Source organism: Thermogemmatispora aurantia, assembly GCF_008974285.1.
Taxonomy (GTDB): Bacteria; Chloroflexota; Ktedonobacteria; order Ktedonobacterales; family Ktedonobacteraceae; genus Thermogemmatispora; species Thermogemmatispora aurantia.
This window is the reverse complement of sequence record NZ_BKZV01000002.1, coordinates 400,613-421,193: the sequence shown is the minus strand read 5'-3', so window position 1 is coordinate 421,193 and position 20,581 is coordinate 400,613. Positions and strand designations below refer to the sequence as shown.

General features: G+C 62.8%; 17 protein-coding genes. 6 read left to right on the top strand and 11 right to left on the bottom strand.

The genetic code is table 11. The features are described from left to right. Nucleotides 1-134: 134 nt before the first annotated feature. From KTAU_RS08480 to pncB, 7 genes are all read right to left on the bottom strand, one after another. Nucleotides 135-908, bottom strand: a complete 774-nt coding sequence (locus tag KTAU_RS08480) for a metallophosphoesterase family protein (RefSeq protein WP_151727972.1) — start codon at nt 906-908, stop codon at nt 135-137. 445 nt (nt 909-1,353) lie between these two features. Continuing rightward, nucleotides 1,354-3,057 carry a helix-turn-helix domain-containing protein gene (locus KTAU_RS08475; RefSeq protein ID WP_151727971.1) on the bottom strand — a complete coding sequence of 568 codons (1,704 nt, stop codon included), beginning with the start codon at nt 3,055-3,057 and terminating at the stop codon, nt 1,354-1,356. 353 nt (nt 3,058-3,410) lie between these two features. After that, nucleotides 3,411-4,226 (bottom strand): tetratricopeptide repeat protein, encoded by an 816-nt coding sequence (locus tag KTAU_RS08470; RefSeq protein ID WP_112433106.1) that lies wholly within the window; start codon nt 4,224-4,226, stop codon nt 3,411-3,413. Between the two features lie 63 nt (nt 4,227-4,289). Further along, nucleotides 4,290-5,855: a MiaB/RimO family radical SAM methylthiotransferase gene (locus KTAU_RS08465; protein WP_151727970.1), complete on the bottom strand. Its 1,566-nt coding sequence runs from the start codon at nt 5,853-5,855 to the stop codon at nt 4,290-4,292. A 177-nt stretch (nt 5,856-6,032) separates the two neighbouring features. Further along, nucleotides 6,033-7,301, bottom strand: a complete 1,269-nt coding sequence (locus KTAU_RS08460) for a 3-keto-alpha-glucoside-1,2-lyase-like domain-containing protein (protein WP_151727969.1) — start codon at nt 7,299-7,301, stop codon at nt 6,033-6,035. A 163-nt stretch (nt 7,302-7,464) separates the two neighbouring features. Then, a complete protein-coding gene (locus tag KTAU_RS08455; protein ID WP_151727968.1) occupies nt 7,465-8,340 on the bottom strand; it encodes a hypothetical protein in 876 nt (291 codons plus the stop codon). A 164-nt stretch (nt 8,341-8,504) separates the two neighbouring features. Beyond that, nucleotides 8,505-9,902, bottom strand: coding sequence for a nicotinate phosphoribosyltransferase (gene pncB, locus KTAU_RS08450; RefSeq protein ID WP_151727967.1), 1,398 nt, complete (start codon nt 9,900-9,902; stop codon nt 8,505-8,507). Nucleotides 9,903-10,590: 688 nt separating this feature from the next. On the opposite strand from pncB, the gene KTAU_RS08445 reads away from it, so the two are divergent. From KTAU_RS08445 to KTAU_RS08435, 3 genes are all read left to right on the top strand, one after another. After that, on the top strand, nt 10,591-11,097 hold the full coding sequence (locus tag KTAU_RS08445) for a (2Fe-2S)-binding protein (protein WP_112433114.1): 507 nt from the start codon (nt 10,591-10,593) through the stop codon (nt 11,095-11,097). Between the two features lie 346 nt (nt 11,098-11,443). After that, on the top strand, nt 11,444-13,798 hold the full coding sequence (locus KTAU_RS08440; protein ID WP_151727966.1) for a xanthine dehydrogenase family protein molybdopterin-binding subunit: 2,355 nt from the start codon (nt 11,444-11,446) through the stop codon (nt 13,796-13,798). 168 nt (nt 13,799-13,966) lie between these two features. Then, nucleotides 13,967-14,836 (top strand): FAD binding domain-containing protein, encoded by an 870-nt coding sequence (locus KTAU_RS08435; RefSeq protein ID WP_151727965.1) that lies wholly within the window; start codon nt 13,967-13,969, stop codon nt 14,834-14,836. A 178-nt stretch (nt 14,837-15,014) separates the two neighbouring features. Here KTAU_RS08435 and KTAU_RS08430 read toward each other — a convergent pair whose 3' ends face one another. The 4 genes from KTAU_RS08430 to KTAU_RS08415 form a co-directional block, all read right to left on the bottom strand. Next, nucleotides 15,015-15,551: an NUDIX hydrolase gene (locus KTAU_RS08430; protein ID WP_151727964.1), complete on the bottom strand. Its 537-nt coding sequence runs from the start codon at nt 15,549-15,551 to the stop codon at nt 15,015-15,017. A gap of 212 nt (nt 15,552-15,763) precedes the next feature. Then, the gene (locus KTAU_RS08425) at nt 15,764-16,072 is read right to left on the bottom strand and encodes a helix-turn-helix domain-containing protein (protein WP_151727963.1); all 309 of its coding nucleotides are present in this window, start codon (nt 16,070-16,072) and stop codon (nt 15,764-15,766) included. A gap of 105 nt (nt 16,073-16,177) precedes the next feature. Next, nucleotides 16,178-17,095, bottom strand: coding sequence for a class I SAM-dependent methyltransferase (locus KTAU_RS08420; protein ID WP_151727962.1), 918 nt, complete (start codon nt 17,093-17,095; stop codon nt 16,178-16,180). 18 nt (nt 17,096-17,113) lie between these two features. Continuing rightward, the gene (locus tag KTAU_RS08415; RefSeq protein WP_151727961.1) at nt 17,114-17,551 is read right to left on the bottom strand and encodes a hypothetical protein; all 438 of its coding nucleotides are present in this window, start codon (nt 17,549-17,551) and stop codon (nt 17,114-17,116) included. A gap of 291 nt (nt 17,552-17,842) precedes the next feature. Here KTAU_RS08415 and KTAU_RS08410 point away from each other — a divergent pair, with 291 nt between their 5' ends. From KTAU_RS08410 to KTAU_RS21530, 3 genes are all read left to right on the top strand, one after another. Further along, nucleotides 17,843-19,063 carry a helix-turn-helix transcriptional regulator gene (locus KTAU_RS08410; protein ID WP_151727960.1) on the top strand — a complete coding sequence of 407 codons (1,221 nt, stop codon included), beginning with the start codon at nt 17,843-17,845 and terminating at the stop codon, nt 19,061-19,063. 43 nt (nt 19,064-19,106) lie between these two features. Then, nucleotides 19,107-20,333 (top strand): hypothetical protein, encoded by a 1,227-nt coding sequence (locus KTAU_RS08405; protein ID WP_151727959.1) that lies wholly within the window; start codon nt 19,107-19,109, stop codon nt 20,331-20,333. A 43-nt stretch (nt 20,334-20,376) separates the two neighbouring features. Next, a partial coding sequence (locus tag KTAU_RS21530; protein ID WP_228026365.1) for a hypothetical protein occupies nt 20,377-20,581 on the top strand: 205 nt, incomplete at its 3' end.

Here is a 20,581-nt window from a genome sequence, read left to right as displayed (position 1 = left end):
CCACCCCTCCGCGACCAACCTGCTTGCCCCCTGGACTTGTCGCAGGCAGCCTGGCAGAAAAGGCGCGCCGTTCACTGGTAGGCATATGCTCACCTCTCCGGCATAGCAGGCGGACGCTCAGGGCCTGGCCAGCCTCAGCCCTGCTTGGCCACGAACTCCCCGCGCATAAAACCCAGCAAATAGTCGCTCGCTGGATGGCGCACGCGCCGGATCGCCTCCATCACTGCCTCGCGATCATAAGGAACACGTCGCAGCTGAAGCTGGTAACCGCTGTTGTTGGCCTTGACAATCGCGTAGCTGGCCACCAGCTCCGGCGTCACCGGATTGCTCACGCTTCCCAGGTTCACCACACGAATCCCTGACACCGTACGATCGAGCGGGATATGGGTATGGCCAACACAGATCAGATCGGCGTTACAATCCTTCACCAGGGCCTCCAGCTCAGCCTCGCTCAGACGGGGATGGATGCCCGGGCCATCATCGGTACCGGGAGCTGCGTGCACACCGAGCAAGCGCGTCCCATCCGGCAAAGTCAGCCGCTGCTCCAGGGGCAGGCGGCCTAACCAATCCAGCCAGCCAGTGGCCGTCAAATAGCCCTTTGTCCAGGCAAAGCTCTTCACGGTACTCAGCAGCTTGGGCAGCAGCTCAAGGCGGCTCTGGGCCTGAATCTGCTCGATCGAGATGGGCAGCTCATCGCTCACCACATAGCGGTCAGTATTCCCACGTGTAAAACGCACCCGTGGCAGTTTCGTCACCCGCTCCAGCACGGTGACAGGATCATAGCCAATGGCGACCAGATCGCCCAGAATCCAGTACTCATCGATTGGTCCCTGTCTCTGGACATCGGCCAGCACTGCATCCAGCGCGATCGGGTTGCCATGAATATCCGACAAAATCGCAATGCGCATGCCAGAAGTCCTCTCTTCGCTGTAGCTCAGTTGCAGTCAACTCAAGTATCTCACAGAGAAAACACCTCTTTTACCGGAAAGCAGAACCGATAGAGCCAAAGAAAGCATCAGCGTGCCAGCTTCGACTCAACAGTGATCACTTGCGAGAGGAGGGTAGTTCTGGGCTGCCTCTCTCCTCACCACCTTGGGGGAGGTCTGACCCATACCCCCGAAAAACCCTGGGAACCCAGCGGCGCAGCGGTCCTGCTCTGTCTCGCCTCAGTCAGGCGGTTCACAATGGTACATCTCTGTAAAGGATAGCACATCGGTAGCCGTCTGGTAGCTATTACAGACTATCGGGCTATGGCTGAGATTCCTGCCGGGGTGAAGAGAGGCTCCTGACGCGGAAGAGCGCGAGCAGGAGAATAAGCAGAGCAGGATGGTGAAAATCTATGAGAGATACAGCTCAGCGTTCCTGAAGCATGTAGCGGATTTTCAGGGCGATCTGTAAGGAGAGGCGCAGCTCTGAATCCTCGAGGGACTGGCCGAGCAATTCCTCGATGCGCTCCAGGCGATAGAGCAGCGAATTGCGGTGCATATGCATAGCGCGCGCGGCCTCGCTGAGGTTTCCATTACAGCGGAAGAAGCACTCCAGTGTCTCGATCAACTCGCCGCCGCGGCTATCGTGTTCCAGTAGCGGACCGAGTGTCTCGCGGTAGAAAGCCGTCAGCTCCTCGTGGCCATAGAGGTGGAAGAGGAGGCGATAAATGCCGAGGCGAGCGAACGAATGGAGGCGGCCCTCGCCGAAGAGGCGGCGCCCAATCTCCAGAGCCTGTTGAGCCTCCCGCATCGACTGTCCGATGCCCTGGATCTGCTGAGCGATGCGCCCGACGCCCACCGAGTAGAGCGGCTCGCTCTCGTTACGTGCCGGGGAGCGCGAGCTGCCAGCGGAGGCGCTTTCCCCCTTCAGAAAATTGGTGCTCTGCAGAATACGACTGTGTACCCGTTCCAGGCGTGACAAAAGCGTCTGCTCTAGCTCATGGTCGGAGTGCGCATCGCTGCCACCGGTGCGCAGGTCGCCGAGCGGCAGCAAGGCTGTCACTCGCTGCTGCTCCGTAACCACCCAGGCCGAAGGCCAGGAGCGCAGGAGCTCCTCGCGCACGCGCCGGCTCCAGCCCGCGGCGATCGTCCCGACCAGCGGAGTCCCCTGCTGGGGGGACAGCTCAAAGACCACCACCACCTGGGGAGGAGTCAGATCGTGGCCTAACAGGCGGGCGCGGGTCTGCATCTCCTCTGGCTGCTGGTAGTTGCCCTGAACCACATCGAGGAAGGCCTCCAGCTGATAGCGGCTCTCCACCTCGCTGCGCTCGCGCTCGCGCACAAACTCCAGCGCCAGGATAGGAGAGACCTGGCCAAGCAGCAGGCGCTCCTGATAATCAAAAGTCTGTTCCCGGCCCACCAGAGAGAGATAGCCGACGATCTCGTGGCGGATCAGAATCGGGACCACCACGCGCGCCAGGCCCTCTTGACGCAAAGCATCCTCGTCCTGCAGAGGGGGCAGGCTGGGGGGGAGCATGCCCTCTGGCAAGACAGAAGGAGGAGCCACCTGCCAGCGGGGCGAGTAGTCTGCCTCCTGCACCACGACCCATTTGCCGGTCACGCGCGCCAGATGCTCGCAGAGGCCCTGGATGCCGACACCCTGGACACTGAGCTGCATCAACTGGTGGGCCACCTCAGTAGCACGGCGCTCGATCTCGCTGCGGAAGCTGGCCACAAAGGTAATGACCTCGCGCACGATCTCCTCCAGTGGGGCCGAGGCTGGCAGGTAGATCAACGGCAGGTGCAGGCGATTGGCCACGGCCTCGGCCTCCGGTCCCAGGGACTCGATCGAGGGGGCAGCGACCGCCACCGCGGCGATCCCTTCCCGATGCAGCGTCTGCAGCAAGTGTGGCAATGTTTCATCGAGGCGACGCAGCTGCGTCAGGCTGAGCAGCGCCAGCTCGCCGCCTCGGATGCTCTCAAAAGCTGGCAGGCGGGCGCGCATCCGTAAAGCCCAGGTCACGCGGCGCTCCAGTCCCTCGGCGCCGGCTACCAGCTGGGCATCGCGGGAAGCGAGCAGGGTTAATACGTTGCGCACCGTCGCCGCTGAAGCGGGGGACGGGCTAGTCATCGCAGCGCCTCCATACAACAGGGAAGCGCGGCGTTACCGCCGCGCCGTATTCGAAGCCGCACTCGCGCTGGCTCGCTGAGCCTTGCGCTTCTCCCTGTGTTTCTTCTCCTTAATGCGATGTTTGCGCAGAGCGACTCGTTTCCGCTTATTCATAGCAAGCACAACCTCTTTCCAGATGAGAGTAGCTCAATAGATAAGAGAAGAGATGCAGATCAGAGATAGCAACAGCAGCGGCCATTGACCGGCGAGCATCCTGGCGCCTGGCACGGCTGCCAGGTCGGGAAGAGCGGGCGCTGCGCTGGGAGAAGCAGCCAGGTCGTCCCTGGCGGGTTGGGGCCGGCCTGCTCTCCTGGCTACTCCTCGACATCGCTACCCGACTCGAAATCGAGGTCGCTGTACTCATCGCTATCGTCAGCGCCCTCGTAGTACTCGTCCTCGCTGAGCAGCTCATCCTCCTCGTCGCGGTCGTAGCGCAGCATGCTATCCTTCGTGTACGGCCTGACGAGTTCACCACCAGCCTGGGCCGGGAAGCTCACCGTGCCCACCATGCTTGGATGCTGATAGGATTCGCTGATCACCACACGGACGTGGTTGTTATCCAGCGTTGAGATGGCGGCCTCGTAGCGATTGCCGTGCTCCATCAGGGTGATCAGGCGGTTGGCCAGCCGCGGCTCAATCTGGCCGATCCGCTCACCCGTAGCGGAGCGCACGTAGATCGCATGGCCATCGCGCTCAAGCTGGACCTTCTCGCCGGTGCTGACCCGGGCCAGAACCTGGGGTTCGGCGAGGTTGATCAGGTCGGTAGTCGTCCGCTTGCCTGGCTCCTCGTTGAAGATCACCGGATCGATGGCGACCGTGGCAGCGTTGATGCGGGCCTGATCCTCCTGGATAAGAGCGAGCTGTTCCAAATTTTTGCGTGCGATCGTGTTATTAGGATTGAGCTTGAGCGTCTGTGAGTAGGCCTCGCGGGCCTCGGCGTACATACCCAGCTCGCGGTAGGCCTTGCCCAGGCGATTGTAGGCCTCGGCCTCAGTTGGGAAGAGGCTCAAGATATTCTTGTTTGTGACCACTGCTTCCTGCCACTGGCTAGTCAGGGCCTGCTGAATGGCCAGCTCCGTCCACTGTTTCTTCAGCCGGGCCTTCTCCTCCGCCGATAGCGCTTGCGTCATCAGAAGCCACCTCCATCTACGAACGAACTGCGAAATGCCGCGGGCCAGGGCCTGGCCCGCCTATTATACCGCAACGGCGCAACCCTGCAAGGACCAGGCGGTAGCGCGCTCGATGCGCACCTGCACCAGGTCGCCGGGGCGCAGCGCCTCCAGATCGACGCCCGCCTCGCGTCCATCGTGGAAGGACAGATGTCCTTCGTCATCAGCGGGAGGGAAGTAGACCAGCTTATTGCCGCGGTTGCGGCCCTTCCACTGACGGCGGCCATGCAGTGTATTGCTCTCCTCGATCAGCACTTCCTCCACCCGTCCCACATAGTGCTGATTCAGTTCCAGCGCAATGCGGGCCTGCAGTTCCTCAACGGCATGCAGCCGGCGTTTCTTCTCGGCCAGCGGCACATCGTCGGCCCAGCGGGCTGCCACCGTGCCCGGGCGAGGTGAGTAGGCGGCCACGTGAACTACGTCGAAGCGGATCTCTTCCAGCAGGTCGAGCGTATGCTGAAACTCCTCCTCGGTCTCGCCGCAGAAGCCGACGATGACATCCGTCGAGAGCGTCACGCCAGGCCACCAGGCACGCAACTTGGCAATCAGCTCGCGGTACTCGGAGATCGTATAGCCACGCTTCATGCGGCGCAGTACGGCGTCGTCGCCCGACTGCACAGGAATATTGACATGCTCGCAGACCTTGGGCAGGGCCGCCATGCGCTGGATCATGCGATCCGTCATGTGACGCGGGTAGGAGGTCATAAAGCGGATGCGCGTGAGGCCCTCGATCTCGCTCAGCTTCTCCATCAGGTCGGCCAGGTCGGGTTGGCCGGGCAGATCGAGACCATAGGCCTCGATGGTCTGGCCGAGGAGGGTCAGCTCGCGGGCCCCCTTGGCCACCAGCGACTGCGCTTCGGCGTAGACCTCCTCCAGCGGGCGGCTGCGCTCACGGCCCCGGCGGTAGGGGACAATGCAGTAGGTGCACACCTTGTTGCAGCCCAAGATCACCGGCAGCCAGGCGGTAGGAGCCACGTAACGCGCCTCGATCCTGGTCGGATAGTGGGCTACGCGCTCGCCTGGGCGAGGGGTGATGGCCATCGGCAAGACCGTGCGCTGCCCGCTCCGGTTGAGCGAGGTGGCGATCGTTGGCGCCGGCTGGCTCTGCTGGGGCTGCTCCTCTGCCGCCAACGGTAGGGGCTGAAGCTGATGCAGCTGGCCGCTCTCGTCCTGATACTCAATATCCAGGCAGCCCGCTCCGGAGATAGGCGTCCAGCGCTCTTCGAGGAAGCGCGGCAGGATATCTGCCTGCTCTACCTTGAAGAGTAGATCGATATGGGGATAGCGGCGCGTCAGCTCGTCGATCGTCTTCTGATTGCCGATCATGCAGCCCATCAGAGCAATCAGCAGATCGCTGCGCCGCTCCTTCATCTGCTTGAGGCGCACCAGCAGATTGTGGGCCTTCTCCTCGGGCGCCTGGCGCACGCTGCAGGTATTGAGCACCACCAGATTGGCCTGCTCCAGGCTCGCCTCTTCCCACCCCAGCTCATCAAGCATGCTCTGAATGCGCTGCGAGTCGGCCTGATTCATCTGACAGCCGACCGTCCAGATGTGATACTTCCCCTTGGGAATGGTGGCAGTTATGGTCATGATGGATCGTCCCTCTCCGAGCCTCAAGGCTTTACATGGATGCTTCCTTCTGTTCTGCGCGTACTCTGTCGGCTTCTCTCTCCTGTATCTGCCGACCCTGCGCTGGCTGGCAGATAGCCCTGTTTCGTGGAATCCTCTCTTTTCCTGGCTGGGTATTATACACCATCCACTCGGGATTTAGAAAGTCCAGACTTTGAGGTTGCGATAGGCCACCTCTGTTAGTTGCCCACCATCGGCGAATGGCACTGACAGCAGGGCCAGCTGTCCGGCTCGATAGTGCCCATCGGTGACCGCCACCACCTGCTGGTGATTGAGGTAGAGTGTCAGGTGGTTGCCGCGGGCCACGAGCGCCAGCAGATTGGTCTGGCCGAGGCCGCGCTCGTAGGTTAGGGCGACGCCCCGCGCCAGCTCCGCGGTCTGGTCGCCGCCGGTGTAGACAAACAGCGTATAGATGCCAGTCGTGCTGACCTGGAAGAGGTAATATTTATTGTTACCGATATCCGCCCCACGGAAGAGCAGTCCCCCCTGATCCCCTGCTACGATGGTCATCTCGACTTCGAGGGTGAAGTCGCTGTAACTGATGCCGTTGCTGCAGTGGTCGAAGTAGCGTGGGTCCTGGCTCACGACGTGATAAGCACCGGAGTGGAAGGTACAATGAATGCTGGTTTCCCAGCCGATGCTGTTCTGCGCATCACTCAGGGGGGTGTAGAGCACCAGCTTGCCCCCGCCCGCTGGGTAGGGATTGGGATTGGCGGCGATCACCGAGGCGGTTGCCTGGGCGGCAACCGTGGCCTGAGCCACGACGCTGGCCTGCGCGTCTGCCTGCCTGGTAGCTGCGAGGGCAGTAGCGGCGGCGCTGGTGGCGGTAGCGCTGGCCTGCCCCTGGGCCTGCTGCCAATGCTGCCCCAGCAGAACCGCGCTGCTGATCAGCACGAGAAGCACCACAGCGGTCGCCACCAGCCAGAGAGGGCGCCTTGAGCTGGCGCTCTTCTGCTGAGCCGGTGCTGACCGGGGCCAGGATGGTGACGGAGAGGACCGGGTCTGCGGCAGTGGACCCGGTGTTTGAGAAGATGGGAGCGCCGCCTGCCCTGTCGTTGGGAGAGAGGGGGCGAGGGCGGTAGGTACCGCCAACTGGAGCCGGTCGCCGCTGAGTAGCGTAGGGGCTTCTTCCTCGGAAGGGAGGCCGGGCGCTCCCCCCGGGGGTGGTCCGGGCAGCACGGTGATGGTGAGCTGGAGCGAACCATAGGTGCCATCGTCTCGGCGCCGCCCCTGGCCGGCGAAGCTCAGCTGCTGGCCCGATTGGACACCCGCCGGCAGCGTAATCGGCAACTGGCGCCCATCGGGCAGGGTGAGGATGCGGCTGGTGCCGATTCTGGCTTCCTCGGCGCTGATGGCCAGGGTGGCGTAGAGATCGTCGCGGCGCTGTGGTTCGGACGGTGAGGGCATTGCTGGCTGTGACCTCCTGATTACCTCCTGCTGCGTACACACACCTCCGGGCAGGCGTGGTCAGAAACGTGATAGGCTTGTGTTGTGGCCGCGTGCGGTTCCCTCTTCCTTCTTCCAAAACGGCTGAGCGGGTCGCCAGTGACGCCCGGGCTTGCAGGTCCTCTCAGGAGAGAACGCGCTGGGCCTGCAGAATCCGCAGGCCGCCGAGGAGCAGACAGAGGTCCGCTACTTGTAGGAAGAACAGGTTGTTGAAGCTGTTCGTAATCCCGGGAATGGAGAGGAGAAGGATGATGAGGGGAAACAGCCCGAAAAGAAAGGTCGGCCCCGGATGGAGGCGCCAGCAGGTAGGGCGCAGCCACCAGACCAGCAGTGCCAGCCAGAGGGCCAGGGCCGCAATGGCATCGGCGACCGTCGTCAAGGAGCGCTGATCGGGGGCGGTCAGCAGATAGTCGGCCAGGACGGCGCCGCTCCCGCCCAGCAGAGTCAGGGCAAAGAACCAGGTGTCCCAGCGGGGGGCACGCGCCCGCTCTGTGGCGAAGCAGAGGTACATGCCCAGCAAGGAGAGGTTCCCCGAGGCATTCAAATAGGCGACCGCTGGCTGGGAGCTGGCGCGCAGATTGAGGAGCAGATTGAGGCCCACAAAGCAGGCCCACAGGCAGCCGAAGATAGCTCCCAGTCTCACCCAGGCTGTGCGCCCACGCACCAGCAGTCCGAGCCAGAGCAGCAGTAAAGCCGCCAGATGGGCGAGCTGGGGCCAGTTGCCGCCGTAGAGGTGGGCCAGCCAGCCGTTGGTCAGGAGACATTCAGCGCTCAGGCCCAAACCAAGGGTCAGAGCAAAAGCCACGATGAAGCCTGGCGTCCATAGTACCGTCTCAGCTGGCTCGCTCCTCCGGTCTCTTTCTTCTGTCGCTGGCCCCTCAGCCGGCGTCAGGCTGGAGGTGGCCGGGGCCGTCTCTGGGCAGGTTGCCTGCTCTGGCAGGGTGGGGCGCTCATGCTGAGCCGCGGCCCGCTCCGGCGGCTCGATGGCGCTCTCGGCCATGCTCTCTCCCTCTTTTCTTCTCAGAATAAGCCTTATGCTTCTCCCCCTCAGCCTCCTCGCGCGGATCAACTCCCCTGCATTATACTCCACCAGAGGTGGAGAGCAGTAGCGCTTGCCGCCAAGTCCTAGGCGGGGCGGGCTGCCTCTCGGCTTGCCGGCCTGTTCTACTCAGCAAGCTCCACCCCAACGATGCGCGCCGCCTGACGACGCAACACCTGCAGCCCTTCGCTGAAGTGCACGGGATATGGCTCCTGCACGGTCAGCGCCCGATACTTCTCGGGCAGGGCGGCCAGATTTTGCTGGGCTAGCTCGCGGATCTCCGAGAGCGGTGGCAGGCTGCCCGGCACCATCTCGCCGTTGCGCATCACTGGCTTCAGCAGGCGGTGGTAGCCGGCTGGGGCTGGTTCATGGGCCAGTTGCACCACATCCTCCTCCCACTGGGGATGGCGATAGATCTCTTTTTTGCCCGGCCAGGTTGATTTCTCTCTGGCCAGCTTTACTTTGGGATACTCCGTGCCGTTCTCGTCGACGTACCAGACCTCTTTGTAGACCGCTCCGAGCGAGCCACCGGCGATTCCGCGCTCAACCGAGCCGGCGCCGCTTCCCAGGGCGGTGCCGACGCCGAAGGCATCGATGGCTGCGCCGGCCTGCAGCAGCTCTAGAATCTTCCACTCGTCCAGGTCGCCACTGGCCAGGATGCGTACGTGTTGCAGACCCGCCTTATCAAGCTGCTCGCGGATGTAGAGGCTATCGGCCACCAGGTTGCCGCTATCGATGCGTACAGCGGCCAGCGTATGGCCCAGGGTCTCCTGAGCGCGCAGCGCCACCTCGATGGCCGTGTGAATAGCGCGGCGCGGATCGTAGGTATCGAGCAGCAGCGTATAGCGGTTGTAAGCCTGAGCGATGGCCTCGAAGGCCTCTTCCTCGCTGTCGAACAGCTCGATCAGGGCGTGGGGAACGGTGCCGGTCGCCGGTAGACGGAACTCGTAGGCGGCGTTCAGCAGCGAGGTGCTGGCGCAGCCGCCGATGTAGGCCGCACGGGCGACCGTCATCGGCTCCTGGGCGCGGCGGAAAGCGAACTCGGCCACGCGGCGCGACTGGCCCTGCTGGGCGGCGTAGACAATACGCGAGGCCTTGGTGGCGATCAGCGTCGCCAGGTTAATGGCCTGCAAGATGCCGGCCTCTAGCAGGAGCGCCTCGCGGAACGGCGCCGTCACACGCAGAATCGGCTCGTTGGGGAAGGCGATTGATCCTTCCGGCATAGCGAGGATCTCGCCAGTGAAGCGCAGATTGGCCAGTTCGTCCAGAAAGGCGGCGTCGTAGTCACGGATGCGCGCCAGAAAGGTCAGCTCTTCTTCGGTATAGCGGAACGACTGCACGAATTCGAGCGCGGCCTCCAGGCCGGCGACGAGCAGGTAAGCGCCGCCGAAGGGGGCGGTGCGCGCGTAAAGGTCAAAGGTGGCCAGGCCGTTGCGACCGGTGCGCCAGCTCACGTAGGCTGCGTCTGGATGGTACATGTCGGTCATTAATCCCGGGTGCACACTGGGGGCGCGGCGATGCATCGGAAGCCCTCCTCAGTTAGTGTACTTTATACCCTATTAAAAAATCAGGGATATTGTACCACAAGCGAGCGGGGGAGGGGCAAGGAATCGGCTTTACGGGCCTGGTGTCGATTGACACTCAGCCCTTTCGTGTGCTACTCTCTATCTGTTAGCTGACGCGAGTTCTTGCCGGTCTGGCGCGCTTACCTGAAGCGTGCCGCCTTCGCAGAGAGCTGCCGCGACTCTCTCACGCTGTTGCGGTGACCAGCCTGCGGCCCGGTGCCAGCCTCAGCGGGCGCAGGTGTGGCCTGGGGAGGAGGCTGGCCGGTGAGCGACTCGGCGTGACCCGGCGCGCATGGTGCTCAAAAGGTCGTTCTCTCTGGGCGTGTGTATGGAGCGAGAAAGGAAGGAGAAGCCACAGCTATGAAGAGGCAGGGAGGCAGCGATCTGGCGAGCCTGCCCTGTTGATCCTTTCCCCGTGTACGAAGCATCCAGAGCAAGTTGTCTGCCAATAGGGGCATCTAAGCGCCTGCGGCCCTGGGCCGATGGCCAGCGCGCTCAGGCCATCCGCTCCCCCGGCTGCAGCCCAATGGATAAGAGCTGTTCCCTTATGGTCCTATGCTGTTCGTTCCAGGCCCCTGTATACTGAACTGAGGGCAGAAATTCACTCACGGGCCTGATCAAACCGACCACATGGAGGGTATCACCAATGACGACGAAGCGCGAAATCACGGTGACTGTGAATGGTCAGCAATACCGTTCAGAGGTCGAACCGCGCATGTTGCTGGTGCATTATTTACGCGATGTGCTGGATCTGACAGGCACGCACATCGGCTGCGACACCTCGCAGTGTGGGGCCTGCACCGTGCTGCTCAATGGCGAGGCGGTCAAGTCCTGCACCGTGCTGGCCGTGCAGGCGGATGGCTGTGAGGTGACGACCATCGAGGGCCTGGCTCCAGAGGGACAGCTTCATCCGCTGCAGGAAGGCTTTTGGGAGAAGCATGGGCTGCAGTGTGGCTTTTGTACGCCAGGTATGATCATGGCGGCCTACCAGTTGCTCAAGACCAACCCCAACCCGAGCGAGGATGAGATCCGCAAAGGGCTGGAGGGCAATATTTGCCGCTGCACAGGCTACCAGAATATTGTGCGGGCTGTCCAGTATGCGGCTGAAAAGCTACAGGCGGGCGCCTCGCAACCTGTGGGAGCCAGCGAGTAGCGTCAGGCCCTCCCTCCCTGGCCTGTCTCCTGTTGCGCTGAGCCGGCATCTGGCCGGCCCGGCCTCCAACCCCGTTGACCCGGCAATGCCAGCCGCGCCGGTCTGCGCCGGCGAGGCCCGGCTGCGCCCAACTGTCGTTACTGGCGTTCGTATAGTCATCCAGCAGGAAGAGTGCTTACCTGGTTCAGACAGCGCTGTCTGCAGGCCGCCTGCCGTTCCGTTCCGTTCCGTTCGGGGCCGGACGGGGCGAGGCGAGGCGAGGCGGGCTGTGTTGGCTGGCTTGAACTGGCCAGGTCTCCTCTAGACGTCTCTGTTGCCTGTTACGAGGAGAAAGGAACGGTTGCTTATGGGTATCGCTGCACTGGTTGGTACGCCGATTAAGCGGCGCGAAGATCCCCGTCTGATCACTGGTCAGGCGACCTACGTCGACGATATCAAGCTCCCCGGCATGCTCTATATGGCCGTCTTGCGCAGTCCCTACGGCCATGCCCGTATTCGCAGCATCAATACGGAGGCGGCCAAACAGGCGCCGGGCGTGGTGGCGGTCTACACGGCTCAGGACCTCAAAGGGGTGGTTGGTAATATCCCGGTGGCGGCCCCGTTGCCTCCACACATTACGAATGGCATGGGCCGGCGCGGGCCGCTGGCCGAGGGTAAGGTCCGCTTCTATGGCGACCCGGTGGCGGTGGTGATCGCCGAGAGCCGCTACGGGGCGCGCGATGCCCTCGATCTGATCGAGGTCGACTATGAGCCGCTGCCGGCGGTGGTTGATCCTGAGAAGGCCGCTCAGCCCGATGCGCCCTTGCTTTATGAGGAGTTCGGCACCAACGTGGCCGCTTCGGTGCGTCCTCCAACTGATGAGATCGACCGCGTCTTTGCTGAGACCCAGGCCAATGGGGGCATTGTGGTCAAGCAGCGTATGGTCAATCAGCGCCTGGCCCCTTCGCCGATGGAGACGCGCGGCGTGGTGGCCGAGTTCCGCAAGGCGGACCGCACGCTGACCATCTGGAGTTCTTCGCAGATTCCTCATCTGTTGCGCAACTACCTGGCCGAGCAGCTCGGTCTGCCACAGCATCAGGTGCGTGTGATCGTGCCCGAGGTCGGCGGTGGCTTCGGCTGCAAGCTGAATATTTACCCCGAGGAGGCCCTGGCGGCCTTTGCGGCCATGAAGACGGGCCATCCGGTGAAGTGGATCGAGGACCGCAGCGAGAACCTGGCGGTGACCATCCACGGACGCGATCAGATCAATTATGTGGAGGTGGCGGCGACTCGCGAGGGGAAGATCACCGGCCTCAAGGTCCATGTGGTTTCGGATCTGGGCGCCTACCTGCAGTTCTTTACGGATGTGATCGCGATTGCCTTCACGCTGCCGATGATCTGTGGCTGCTACGATATCCCGGTGGCCTATGGCAGTTGCGATATTGTCTTTACCAATAAGGCGCCGACCGATGCCTATCGCGGAGCGGGCCGGCCCGAGGCGGCTTATATCGCGGAGCGGGCCGTTGATCTGGTGGCTCATGCCCTGGGCAAAGATCCTGCCGAGGTGCGCATGATCAATTTTGTGAAGCCGGAGCAGTTCCCGCATAAGATGGCCACCGGTACGGTCTACGATAGTGGCAACTATCAGCTGGCCCTGGAGAAGGCCATGCAGTTGATTGGCTATCAGCAGCTGCGCGCCGAGCAGGCTCAGAAGCGGGCCCAGGGGAAGCTGATGGGGATTGGCATCTCTTCCTATGTGGAGATCTGCGGCATTGGTCCCAAGGGCTTGACCCCCTTTGGTCTGTATGAGAGCGCACGGGTGCGCGTCGATCAGAGCGGCGATGTCTTGATCTATACGGGGGCTTCGCCGCATGGCCAGGGCGAGGAGACGACCTTTGCGCAGATCGCCGCCGATGAGTTCGGCATTCCGATCGAGCGCGTGCTGGTGCTCCACGGCGATACCGATTCGACGCCCGAGGGACGCGGCACCTACGGCAGCCGGACGACGGCGGTGGGCGGGACGGCGGTCTATAATGCGGTGCAGAAGCTGAAGGAGAAGATGAAGCAGATCGCCGCCCATATGCTGGAGGCCAGCCCGGCGGATGTGACGCTGGAGGATGGCAAGTTCTCGGTGGCTGGGGCGCCGCAGAAGGCGGTAACCTTCGCCGAGGTGGCGGCGGCGGCCAATTTCTCGAATACGCTGCCGCCGGGGATTGAGCCGGGACTGGAGACGACGGTCTTCTTTGAGCCGGAAGCCTGTACCTTCCCGTTCGGGACGCATATCTGCGTTGTGGAGATCGATAAGGATACGGGCGAGGTGCATCTGAGACGCTATGTGGCCGTCGATGATTGCGGGCGCCAGCTGAATCCGCTCCTGGTGGCGGGCCAGATCCACGGTGGCATTGTCCAGGGGGTCGGGCAGGCCCTCTTTGAGGGCGTGGTCTACGATGAGAATGGCCAGTTGCTGACGTCGACGTTTATGGACTATGCGATGCCGCTGGCTTCGGAGCTGCCTCCTTTTGAGCTGGATCATACGGTGACGCCAACGCCGTATAATCCGCTCGGGGTCAAGGGCGTGGGCGAGGCCGGGACGATCGCCGCTACGCCAGCGGTGGCCGGAGCGGTGGCCGATGCGCTCGGTTTGCCGCATGTCGATATCCCGTTTACGCCCGAGCGCATCTGGCGGATTATCCAGCAGCAACAGGCCCAGCCGCAGGCGTGAAGCTGCCTGTAAGCTGTTGCCCTGACAAACGTCGCTGATGAAGGCCAGGGCCAGGGATGGGCAGGCGGTCCGGCAGGTGGGCAGGCCGTCGATCGGCTCTCTCTGGCTGGTCTGCGCTCCCTCGCCCTGGCTGACTGACTGACGTACGATGCGAGGAGGAGATGTCTGATGATTCCTGCCACGTTTGAGTATCATCCTGCGTCCTCGGTGGATGAGGCCATTGCCCTGCTCTCGCAGTACGGTGATGATGCCAAGCTGCTGGCCGGCGGCCATAGTCTGATCCCAACGATGAAGCTGCGTCTGGCTCAGCCGGCTCACTTGATCGATATTGGCCGTATTCCGGGCCTTTCTTATATTCGAGAAGAGGGCAATGTGGTGGCGGTGGGTGCCTTGACGACCTATGCGACGATTGAGCGCTCGGAGGTCTTGCGCCGGCATTTTGCCCTCTTGCCCGAGTGCGCTTCGGTGATCGGTGATCCGCAGGTGCGCAATCGGGGGACGATCGGCGGCAGTATTTCGCATGCTGATCCGTCGGCAGACATGCCGGGGGCGGTGCGGGCCTTGAAGGCGGAGATTCGTGTGCGCGGCCCCAATGGGGAGCGAACGGTCGCGGCGGATGATTTCTTCCTGGGGACCTTCACGACGGCCCTGGAGCCGGGCGAGATGGTGACGGAGATTCGTTTCCCGCTGCCGCCGGCGCGCACGGGCAGCGCCTACACGAAGCTGGCCAATAAGGCGTCGCACTATGCGGTCGCGGGCTGTGCGGCGGTGGTGACGCTGGGGGCCGATGGCGCCTGCACGGCGGCCAGTGTGGTGATTACGGGGGCCGGGACGATGCCGACACGGGCCTCGGCGGTGGAGGCGGCCCTGGTGGGCAAGCAACTGAATGAGGCAACGGTGGCCGAGGCGGCCAGCCATGCCGCTGAGGGCCTGGAGCTGATGGAGGATATCCACGGTTCAAAACAGTATCGGGCGCAGATGGCCGCTGTGATGGCGCGCCGTGCCATTCTGAAGGCTGCCGAGCGCGCGCGCGGCTAAGCATCGGCATCTATGCGGCGACTCCTATCCCCCACCACCGGTCCATGACTGGCTGGGCGCGGGACTTGAGGACCCTGGGCGGGCCAGCCCGAGCAGGCTCCGCTCAGGGTCCTCTGCGTTAGCAAGAAGGTGAGGGGGCCGGCCCTCGTCTGGCTTGCTACCCGGCTGAGCGAGCGGACTAACGGATCAGCGGCAGCTCTCCGCGTCGCTCGGCCTCAAGGATGTGTCTGATCAGCTCGGCATGGTCGAGAAAGAGGGTGGGCAGCGCGGTCAGGCTGAAAATCTCCAGCCGCAGGACGCTGTTCCCCGGCTTGACGACCTGCTGAAGGCGGCTCAGATCGCAGTCGACCAGATAGGCCAGCGAGAGGACCTGCGCGCGCTCGGCCAGCGGGGCCTGGAGAAAGCGGGGATCGCGTTCGGGCCGCAGGAGACCAAAGAGTCCGGCGAGTTGCCAGCACAGGATGCCGCTGGCCTGCAGCTTGCGGTTGAGTTCGCCATTGACGCGGCTGGGCAGGATCTTTGTCAGGCCCAGCTCTTCGCGCAAGGCGCGCAGAAAAGCCTGATCAGCGCGCTCTCCCCAGCGCATTTTTTCTCCCAGCAGGGCGTAACGTTGCTCGTCCGCGCGCAAGATCAGGGCAATCTGGCTGCGATCCGCGTCGGTGAGGATGAGGTCGAGGCCGATGGCGAAGCGGGCATCTTCTGGGCGTAATGGCATGACGTCAACTCCTCTTCTGCTTCTGCTGATGATCCTTGGGTTGCGTGGCGTGCCCTGGCTGAGCAGGTGGGCGCCTGGACGTTCGCCTCATGCCGGCGCGCCTGGGGCGTCCGCCCAGGGCCTGCCCACAAACTGGCTTCCCTGCCCTCTGCTGCAGCTAGCGTCAGAGACTGGGGTGCGATGAGTCTGCTATGGGTCTGCTATGGGGTTTGCTATGGGTCTGCTGGCCCTTGTGCGGGTCCTTGCTGCTCCAGGGAGCCAGGCGGGGCTTCCAGTGGGCATTTCTCCCAGGGCGCTTGCTCGATGGCCTGGCGCCAGGAGTGAACGCCAAGCGTCTCGTAGATGCGCTGGAAATAGAGGTTGATAGTCTCGACTTTGACACCCAGTTGGGCGGCAATTTGGCGTCGGGCCAGTCCTTGACGGGCCAGGATGAGAACACGCCATTCCTGCGGGCGGAGGCCGCCAGGACTGGCGACCCGTGGCCCGCGGTGATAGGGTCGCCGCATAGCTGTTCTTTTCATGCTTTTCCCCTCTTCTTCCTTTCTTCTCCAGCTGTTCGGCTTCGGTCTGGGAGCGGACAGAGCTGATGTGACCAGGCCGACTGCGCTCTCCGGCTGCGCTTGGGCTTAGCGCTGGCCTGCCGCCAGGTAGCAGGCGTAGCGTGTTTGGTGCTGGTTGCACTCTTGCTCAAGGGCGGCGATGGTCTGGCGAAAGTGCTCGGGGGTGATGCCGCATGCGCGGACGGCCAGGGCTTCCAGTCCATTGAAGCCTGCCGCGAGGTCGCGCATGAACAGGAGCCCCAGGCGCCCGGCCCAGGCACCAACGGGCAGCCAGAGGGTGTGTGTGTAGATCTGACGGCAGCCAGCCTGCTGGAGCCATTCGCCCAGGCGGCTCATCTGGGTGCCGTCGATGCCACGCGGGGCTGCGAGCTGACGCCCCCAGGCGATGAGCTGCTGCAGGCAAGGGCCAGCGTTGCGTGTCTCGGCCCCAAGCTCGATCAGCTCGATCCAGCCGCCCGGGACGGTGACGCGGTAAAGCTCGCAGATCGCCCCCGGCCAGCGCTCCAGGGGAATGGCGGCCACGAGGAAGCGCTGATGAGTGTAGTGAAAGGTGCTGTCGGCGAAGGGCAGGCCCTGGAGGAGATTCCCCTGGATAAAGCGATAGTTGGGAGGCGGCGTCGTCGCTTTGGCCTGTTCCAGGTCCAGGCCCGTGACGTGAGTCAGGGGGTAGAGCCGGGCGATTTCGATGGCCCAGCGGCCCGTTCCGCAGCCGACGTCGAGCACCTGCCCGCCCTGCCGAAGCTGCTCGTCGACGGGGGCAAAGATGAGCCGTCCCAGAGCCAGGCGCAGGACATAATGCTGAAAGTCCAGACGGTTGATCTCGTCCAGATCCTTGGGTAGCAGGTAGGGCACGTCTGACAGGCGCCGACGCCCATTGCTCTCGTGGTCTGGAACCGCTGCTTCAGTCTGGTTGATCTCGTCGACGGCCTGCCCTGGCTCTGCCGGGGAGGAGCGCAACCGTTTCCTGAGGCGCATGAAGAACATGCTCAGTCTCCTTTGTATTCAGGGGTAGACGGTCGGCGGATCAGCAAGGGCGCTTTCTTCGCCGTGCAGGTGCGCGCCCAGCTCCTCGCTACTGATGGGTTGCGGCCAGAGGGCGGCGGGCGTGGCGATGATCTGCCAGGCGCGCGCCGCCCCGAAGCGGGCGATGAGAAGGTCGATGGTTTCCCACATGTCAAGCAGCCAATCAATGAGGTGCTCGGTCTCCTCACTTGCCCCTAGCTCGGCCCGCAGGGCGCTGAGATGGTCCTGGCGGCTCTCGGGTAGGCGGCACTGACTGAAGGAAGATCGCTGGCTGAAGTCTGCTTCGCGACAGCGAGGACAGCGATGCCTGGGGACCTCGCTGCCGCGAGAAAGAAGGGCGGTGGCCATGATGCGGCTCTCCTGTTCTAGATGATCATCCTGACGTCGATACGTATGGTCAGCAGTATCATCGAGCATTGAAAAAGCCTCGTCATTGGTTTTGAGTGAATAGTCTCCCTTACCCTTTTTCTAGAGAAAGATAGGGTTAATACGATGAAGAAGCTATATCTTGACCTGCTGTCGAATCTACTATAGCCAGCTTTGCCGCCACAGTAAAGAGAGTTTTGTGACAGCTTTGTCTCAAGTTCATTTCCGTTAAAAAAGGAAGCCTTGAACTCGGTATGACCTGCTGTTATACTGTCAGAGGGAATACGAAATTCAGGCCCCTTGGTGTCCTTTTGTGGAAGAGTAAGCGCAGAGGAGAAAGGGATGAGCCTGTTGCGAAAGCTGCGGGAGCAGGAGCTAGCGGGCTTGAGGGAGCAGGCGGGGAAGATAGGGATTGCAGTAGGGACGCTGCTGGCAGCGGAGCATGGGCGCCCGCTGCGACTGGATACGATCCGATTGATCTGCGAATACTACGGCAAGACGGCGGCAGAGCTGGGGCTGGTCTGCCAGCAGAGAGGGAAGAGGAAGACAGCCCCGAAGGAGGACGACATCAAGCGACGCGATGCACTCTATGTCCTGACGGCAGGGAGCGGCTTAGCCTTTTTGTCTCCTGCTCTGCCCTACACCACAGCGGAAGCGCTCGGAGTGTCGCGGACGTTGTTAGGGGTGCTGTGGAGAGCCTCGTTTTCAGAGCAGGTGGAGGCAATCCAGACGCTGGGAGAGGTCTTGCTGAGTTTTTTGGAGAGTCATCCGGCGCTGAGAGAGGAGCAGAGAGCGGCGGCCTCGCTGATGGCGGAAGTCCATCTCATTCTGGCCACGACGGCCCGGCATTTGCTGCTGCCACAAGCGAGGATAGGGCACTTGCAGCAAGCAGAGCGCTTTGCACTTCTAGCTGATGATCCACTGGCGCACAGGGTTGTACTCGACTATTGGGGATTCAGCTATGCATGGAATCTTGCCCCTGGGACAGACGATTACGGGCCGCGGCCAGAGAAGGCGCTGCTCTGCTTTCAGCGTGGGCTGGCCCTCAGAGGGGGACCGGCCTCGCCAGCGCTGGAGGCGAGCCTCCTTAGAGGACTAGCAGAGGCTTGTAGCCTCCTGCGTGACTCAAAGCAGGCTGCCAAGGCTCTAGTGCTGGCAGAGGAGCGCTATGCGAGCGTCTCGCCATCTGGCGATCCAGGTTATACCCTTGCGGATTGCCCCCCCTATGGGGCTCTTCTCTGCCGAGCGAGGGTGCTGTTGAACCTGGGGCAGGCGAGAGAGGCGCTGTCGGCGTTGGAGGAGAGTCAGCGGCTCTACCAGGTCCACGGCCAAGGAGGGAGAGGGCTGGCCGATTTGCAGCCGAAGCGGATGGCGGTCGCGCTGGCGTTAGGGGATCAAGATCTCTTTGTGGAGGCGCTGCAGGCGAGTGTGGAGGGGGTGCAGAGGAGTGGGAGCCGGTACGGGAGGGCGGAAGTGAAGCAGTTGCTGAGGCAGGGGCAGGCGCGCTGGCCGCAGGTGAAGCAGCTAGAGGAGTGGGCGGCGCAGATCGAGGTATCGGCATAACAGAAGAGCCTGTTAAGGGAGCGAGAGGAGGAGAAGAGGAGGGATGAGCCTGTTGCGAAAGCTGCGGGAGCAGGAGCTAGCGGGCTTGAGGGAGCAGGCGGGGAAGATAGGGATTGCAGTAGGGACGCTGCTGGCAGCGGAGCATGGGCGCCCGCTGCGACTGGATACGATCCGAATGATCTGCGAGTACTACGGCAAGACGGCGGCAGAGCTGGGGCTGGTCTGCCAGCAGAGAGGGAAGAGGAAGGCAGCCCCAAAGGAGGACGACATCAAGCGACGCGATGCACTCTATGTCCTGACGGCAGGGAGCGGCTTAGCCTTTTTGTCTCCTGCTCTGCCCTATACCACAGCGGAAGCGCTCGGAGTGTCGCGGACGTTGTTAGGGGTGCTGTGGAGAGCCTCACTAGCAGAGCATGTAGAGACGATCCACGGGCTGGCGGCCCTCCTCCTGCGATTTCTAGAGAGCCATCCAGCTTTCGAAGGGGAGCGGGAGACAAGGGCCTCGCTGATGGCTGAGGTGCACCTTATTCTAGCCACGGTGGCACGTCATCTAATGCGGCCAGACAAGCGCCTGGATCATCTGCGGCAAGCTGAGCAGCAAGCTCAGCTCTCGCCAGACCCGTTGCTCACCAAGGCCGTGCTCGATTACTTGGGGTACGGCTACAACTGGAATCTGGCTCCCGGGAAGGAGCAGTACGGGCCGCGGCCAGAGAAGGCGCTGCTCTGCTTTCAACGCGGGCTGGCTCTCAAAGATGGGCCTGCGTCCCCTGCGCTCGAATCCGATTTGCTTGGTGGCCTGGCAGAGGCGTACAGCCTGCTTCAAGAGTCACGCCAGGCGCTTAAGACTCTCTCTCTTGCTGAAGACCGCTATGCCTCAACCTCACCAGCTACTGATCCGGGCTACTGGCTAGCCGATGCTCCTGCGTATACGATTCCTCTCCGACGCGTGCGGATTCTTATCAATCTGGGGCAAACGCAGGGTGTGATGGCTGCTTTGGAAGAGAGCCAGCGGCTCTACGAGGCGCAGTGGCCGCAAGCGAAAGGCAGAGCGCTGGCGGAGCTACAGCCAAGGCGAGCGGCGGTAGCGTTAGCGTTGAGTGATCAGGAGCTATTTGTGGAAGCGCTAGGGGCAAGTCTGGGGGCGGCGCAGCAAAGCGGCAGCCGTTATGCGCTGGCGATGGTCAGGCAGTTGCTGAGGCAGGGGCAGGCGCGCTGGCCGCAGGTGAAGCAGCTAGAGGAGTGGGCGGCGCAGGTCGAGGTATCGGCATAACAGAAGAGCCTGTTGAGGGAGCGAGAGGAAGAGAAGAGGAGGGATGAGCCTGTTACGAAAGCTGCGGGAGCAGGAGCTGGCGGGCTTGAGGGAGCAGGCGGGGAAGATAGGGATTGCAGTAGGGACGCTGCTGGCAGCGGAGCATGGGCGCCCGCTGCGACTGGATACGATCCGAATGATCTGCGAGTACTACGGCAAGACGGCGGCAGAGCTGGGGCTGGTCTGCCAGCAGAGAGGGAAGAGGAAGA

Bases quoted from the DNA above. Each gene is read 5' to 3' on its own strand.
- KTAU_RS08480 (WP_151727972.1), bottom strand. From the start codon at position 908: ATGCGCATTGCGATTTTGTCGGATATTCATGGCAACCCGATCGCGCTG.
- KTAU_RS08475 (WP_151727971.1), bottom strand. From the start codon at position 3,057: ATGACTAGCCCGTCCCCCGCTTCAGCGGCGACGGTGCGCAACGTATTA.
- KTAU_RS08470 (WP_112433106.1), bottom strand. From the start codon at position 4,226: ATGACGCAAGCGCTATCGGCGGAGGAGAAGGCCCGGCTGAAGAAACAG.
- KTAU_RS08465 (WP_151727970.1), bottom strand. From the start codon at position 5,855: ATGACCATAACTGCCACCATTCCCAAGGGGAAGTATCACATCTGGACG.
- KTAU_RS08460 (WP_151727969.1), bottom strand. From the start codon at position 7,301: ATGCCCTCACCGTCCGAACCACAGCGCCGCGACGATCTCTACGCCACC.
- KTAU_RS08455 (WP_151727968.1), bottom strand. From the start codon at position 8,340: ATGGCCGAGAGCGCCATCGAGCCGCCGGAGCGGGCCGCGGCTCAGCAT.
- pncB (WP_151727967.1), bottom strand. From the start codon at position 9,902: ATGCATCGCCGCGCCCCCAGTGTGCACCCGGGATTAATGACCGACATG.
- KTAU_RS08445 (WP_112433114.1), top strand. From the start codon at position 10,591: ATGACGACGAAGCGCGAAATCACGGTGACTGTGAATGGTCAGCAATAC.
- KTAU_RS08440 (WP_151727966.1), top strand. From the start codon at position 11,444: ATGGGTATCGCTGCACTGGTTGGTACGCCGATTAAGCGGCGCGAAGAT.
- KTAU_RS08435 (WP_151727965.1), top strand. From the start codon at position 13,967: ATGATTCCTGCCACGTTTGAGTATCATCCTGCGTCCTCGGTGGATGAG.
- KTAU_RS08430 (WP_151727964.1), bottom strand. From the start codon at position 15,551: ATGCCATTACGCCCAGAAGATGCCCGCTTCGCCATCGGCCTCGACCTC.
- KTAU_RS08425 (WP_151727963.1), bottom strand. From the start codon at position 16,072: ATGAAAAGAACAGCTATGCGGCGACCCTATCACCGCGGGCCACGGGTC.
- KTAU_RS08420 (WP_151727962.1), bottom strand. From the start codon at position 17,095: ATGTTCTTCATGCGCCTCAGGAAACGGTTGCGCTCCTCCCCGGCAGAG.
- KTAU_RS08415 (WP_151727961.1), bottom strand. From the start codon at position 17,551: ATGCTCGATGATACTGCTGACCATACGTATCGACGTCAGGATGATCAT.
- KTAU_RS08410 (WP_151727960.1), top strand. From the start codon at position 17,843: ATGAGCCTGTTGCGAAAGCTGCGGGAGCAGGAGCTAGCGGGCTTGAGG.
- KTAU_RS08405 (WP_151727959.1), top strand. From the start codon at position 19,107: ATGAGCCTGTTGCGAAAGCTGCGGGAGCAGGAGCTAGCGGGCTTGAGG.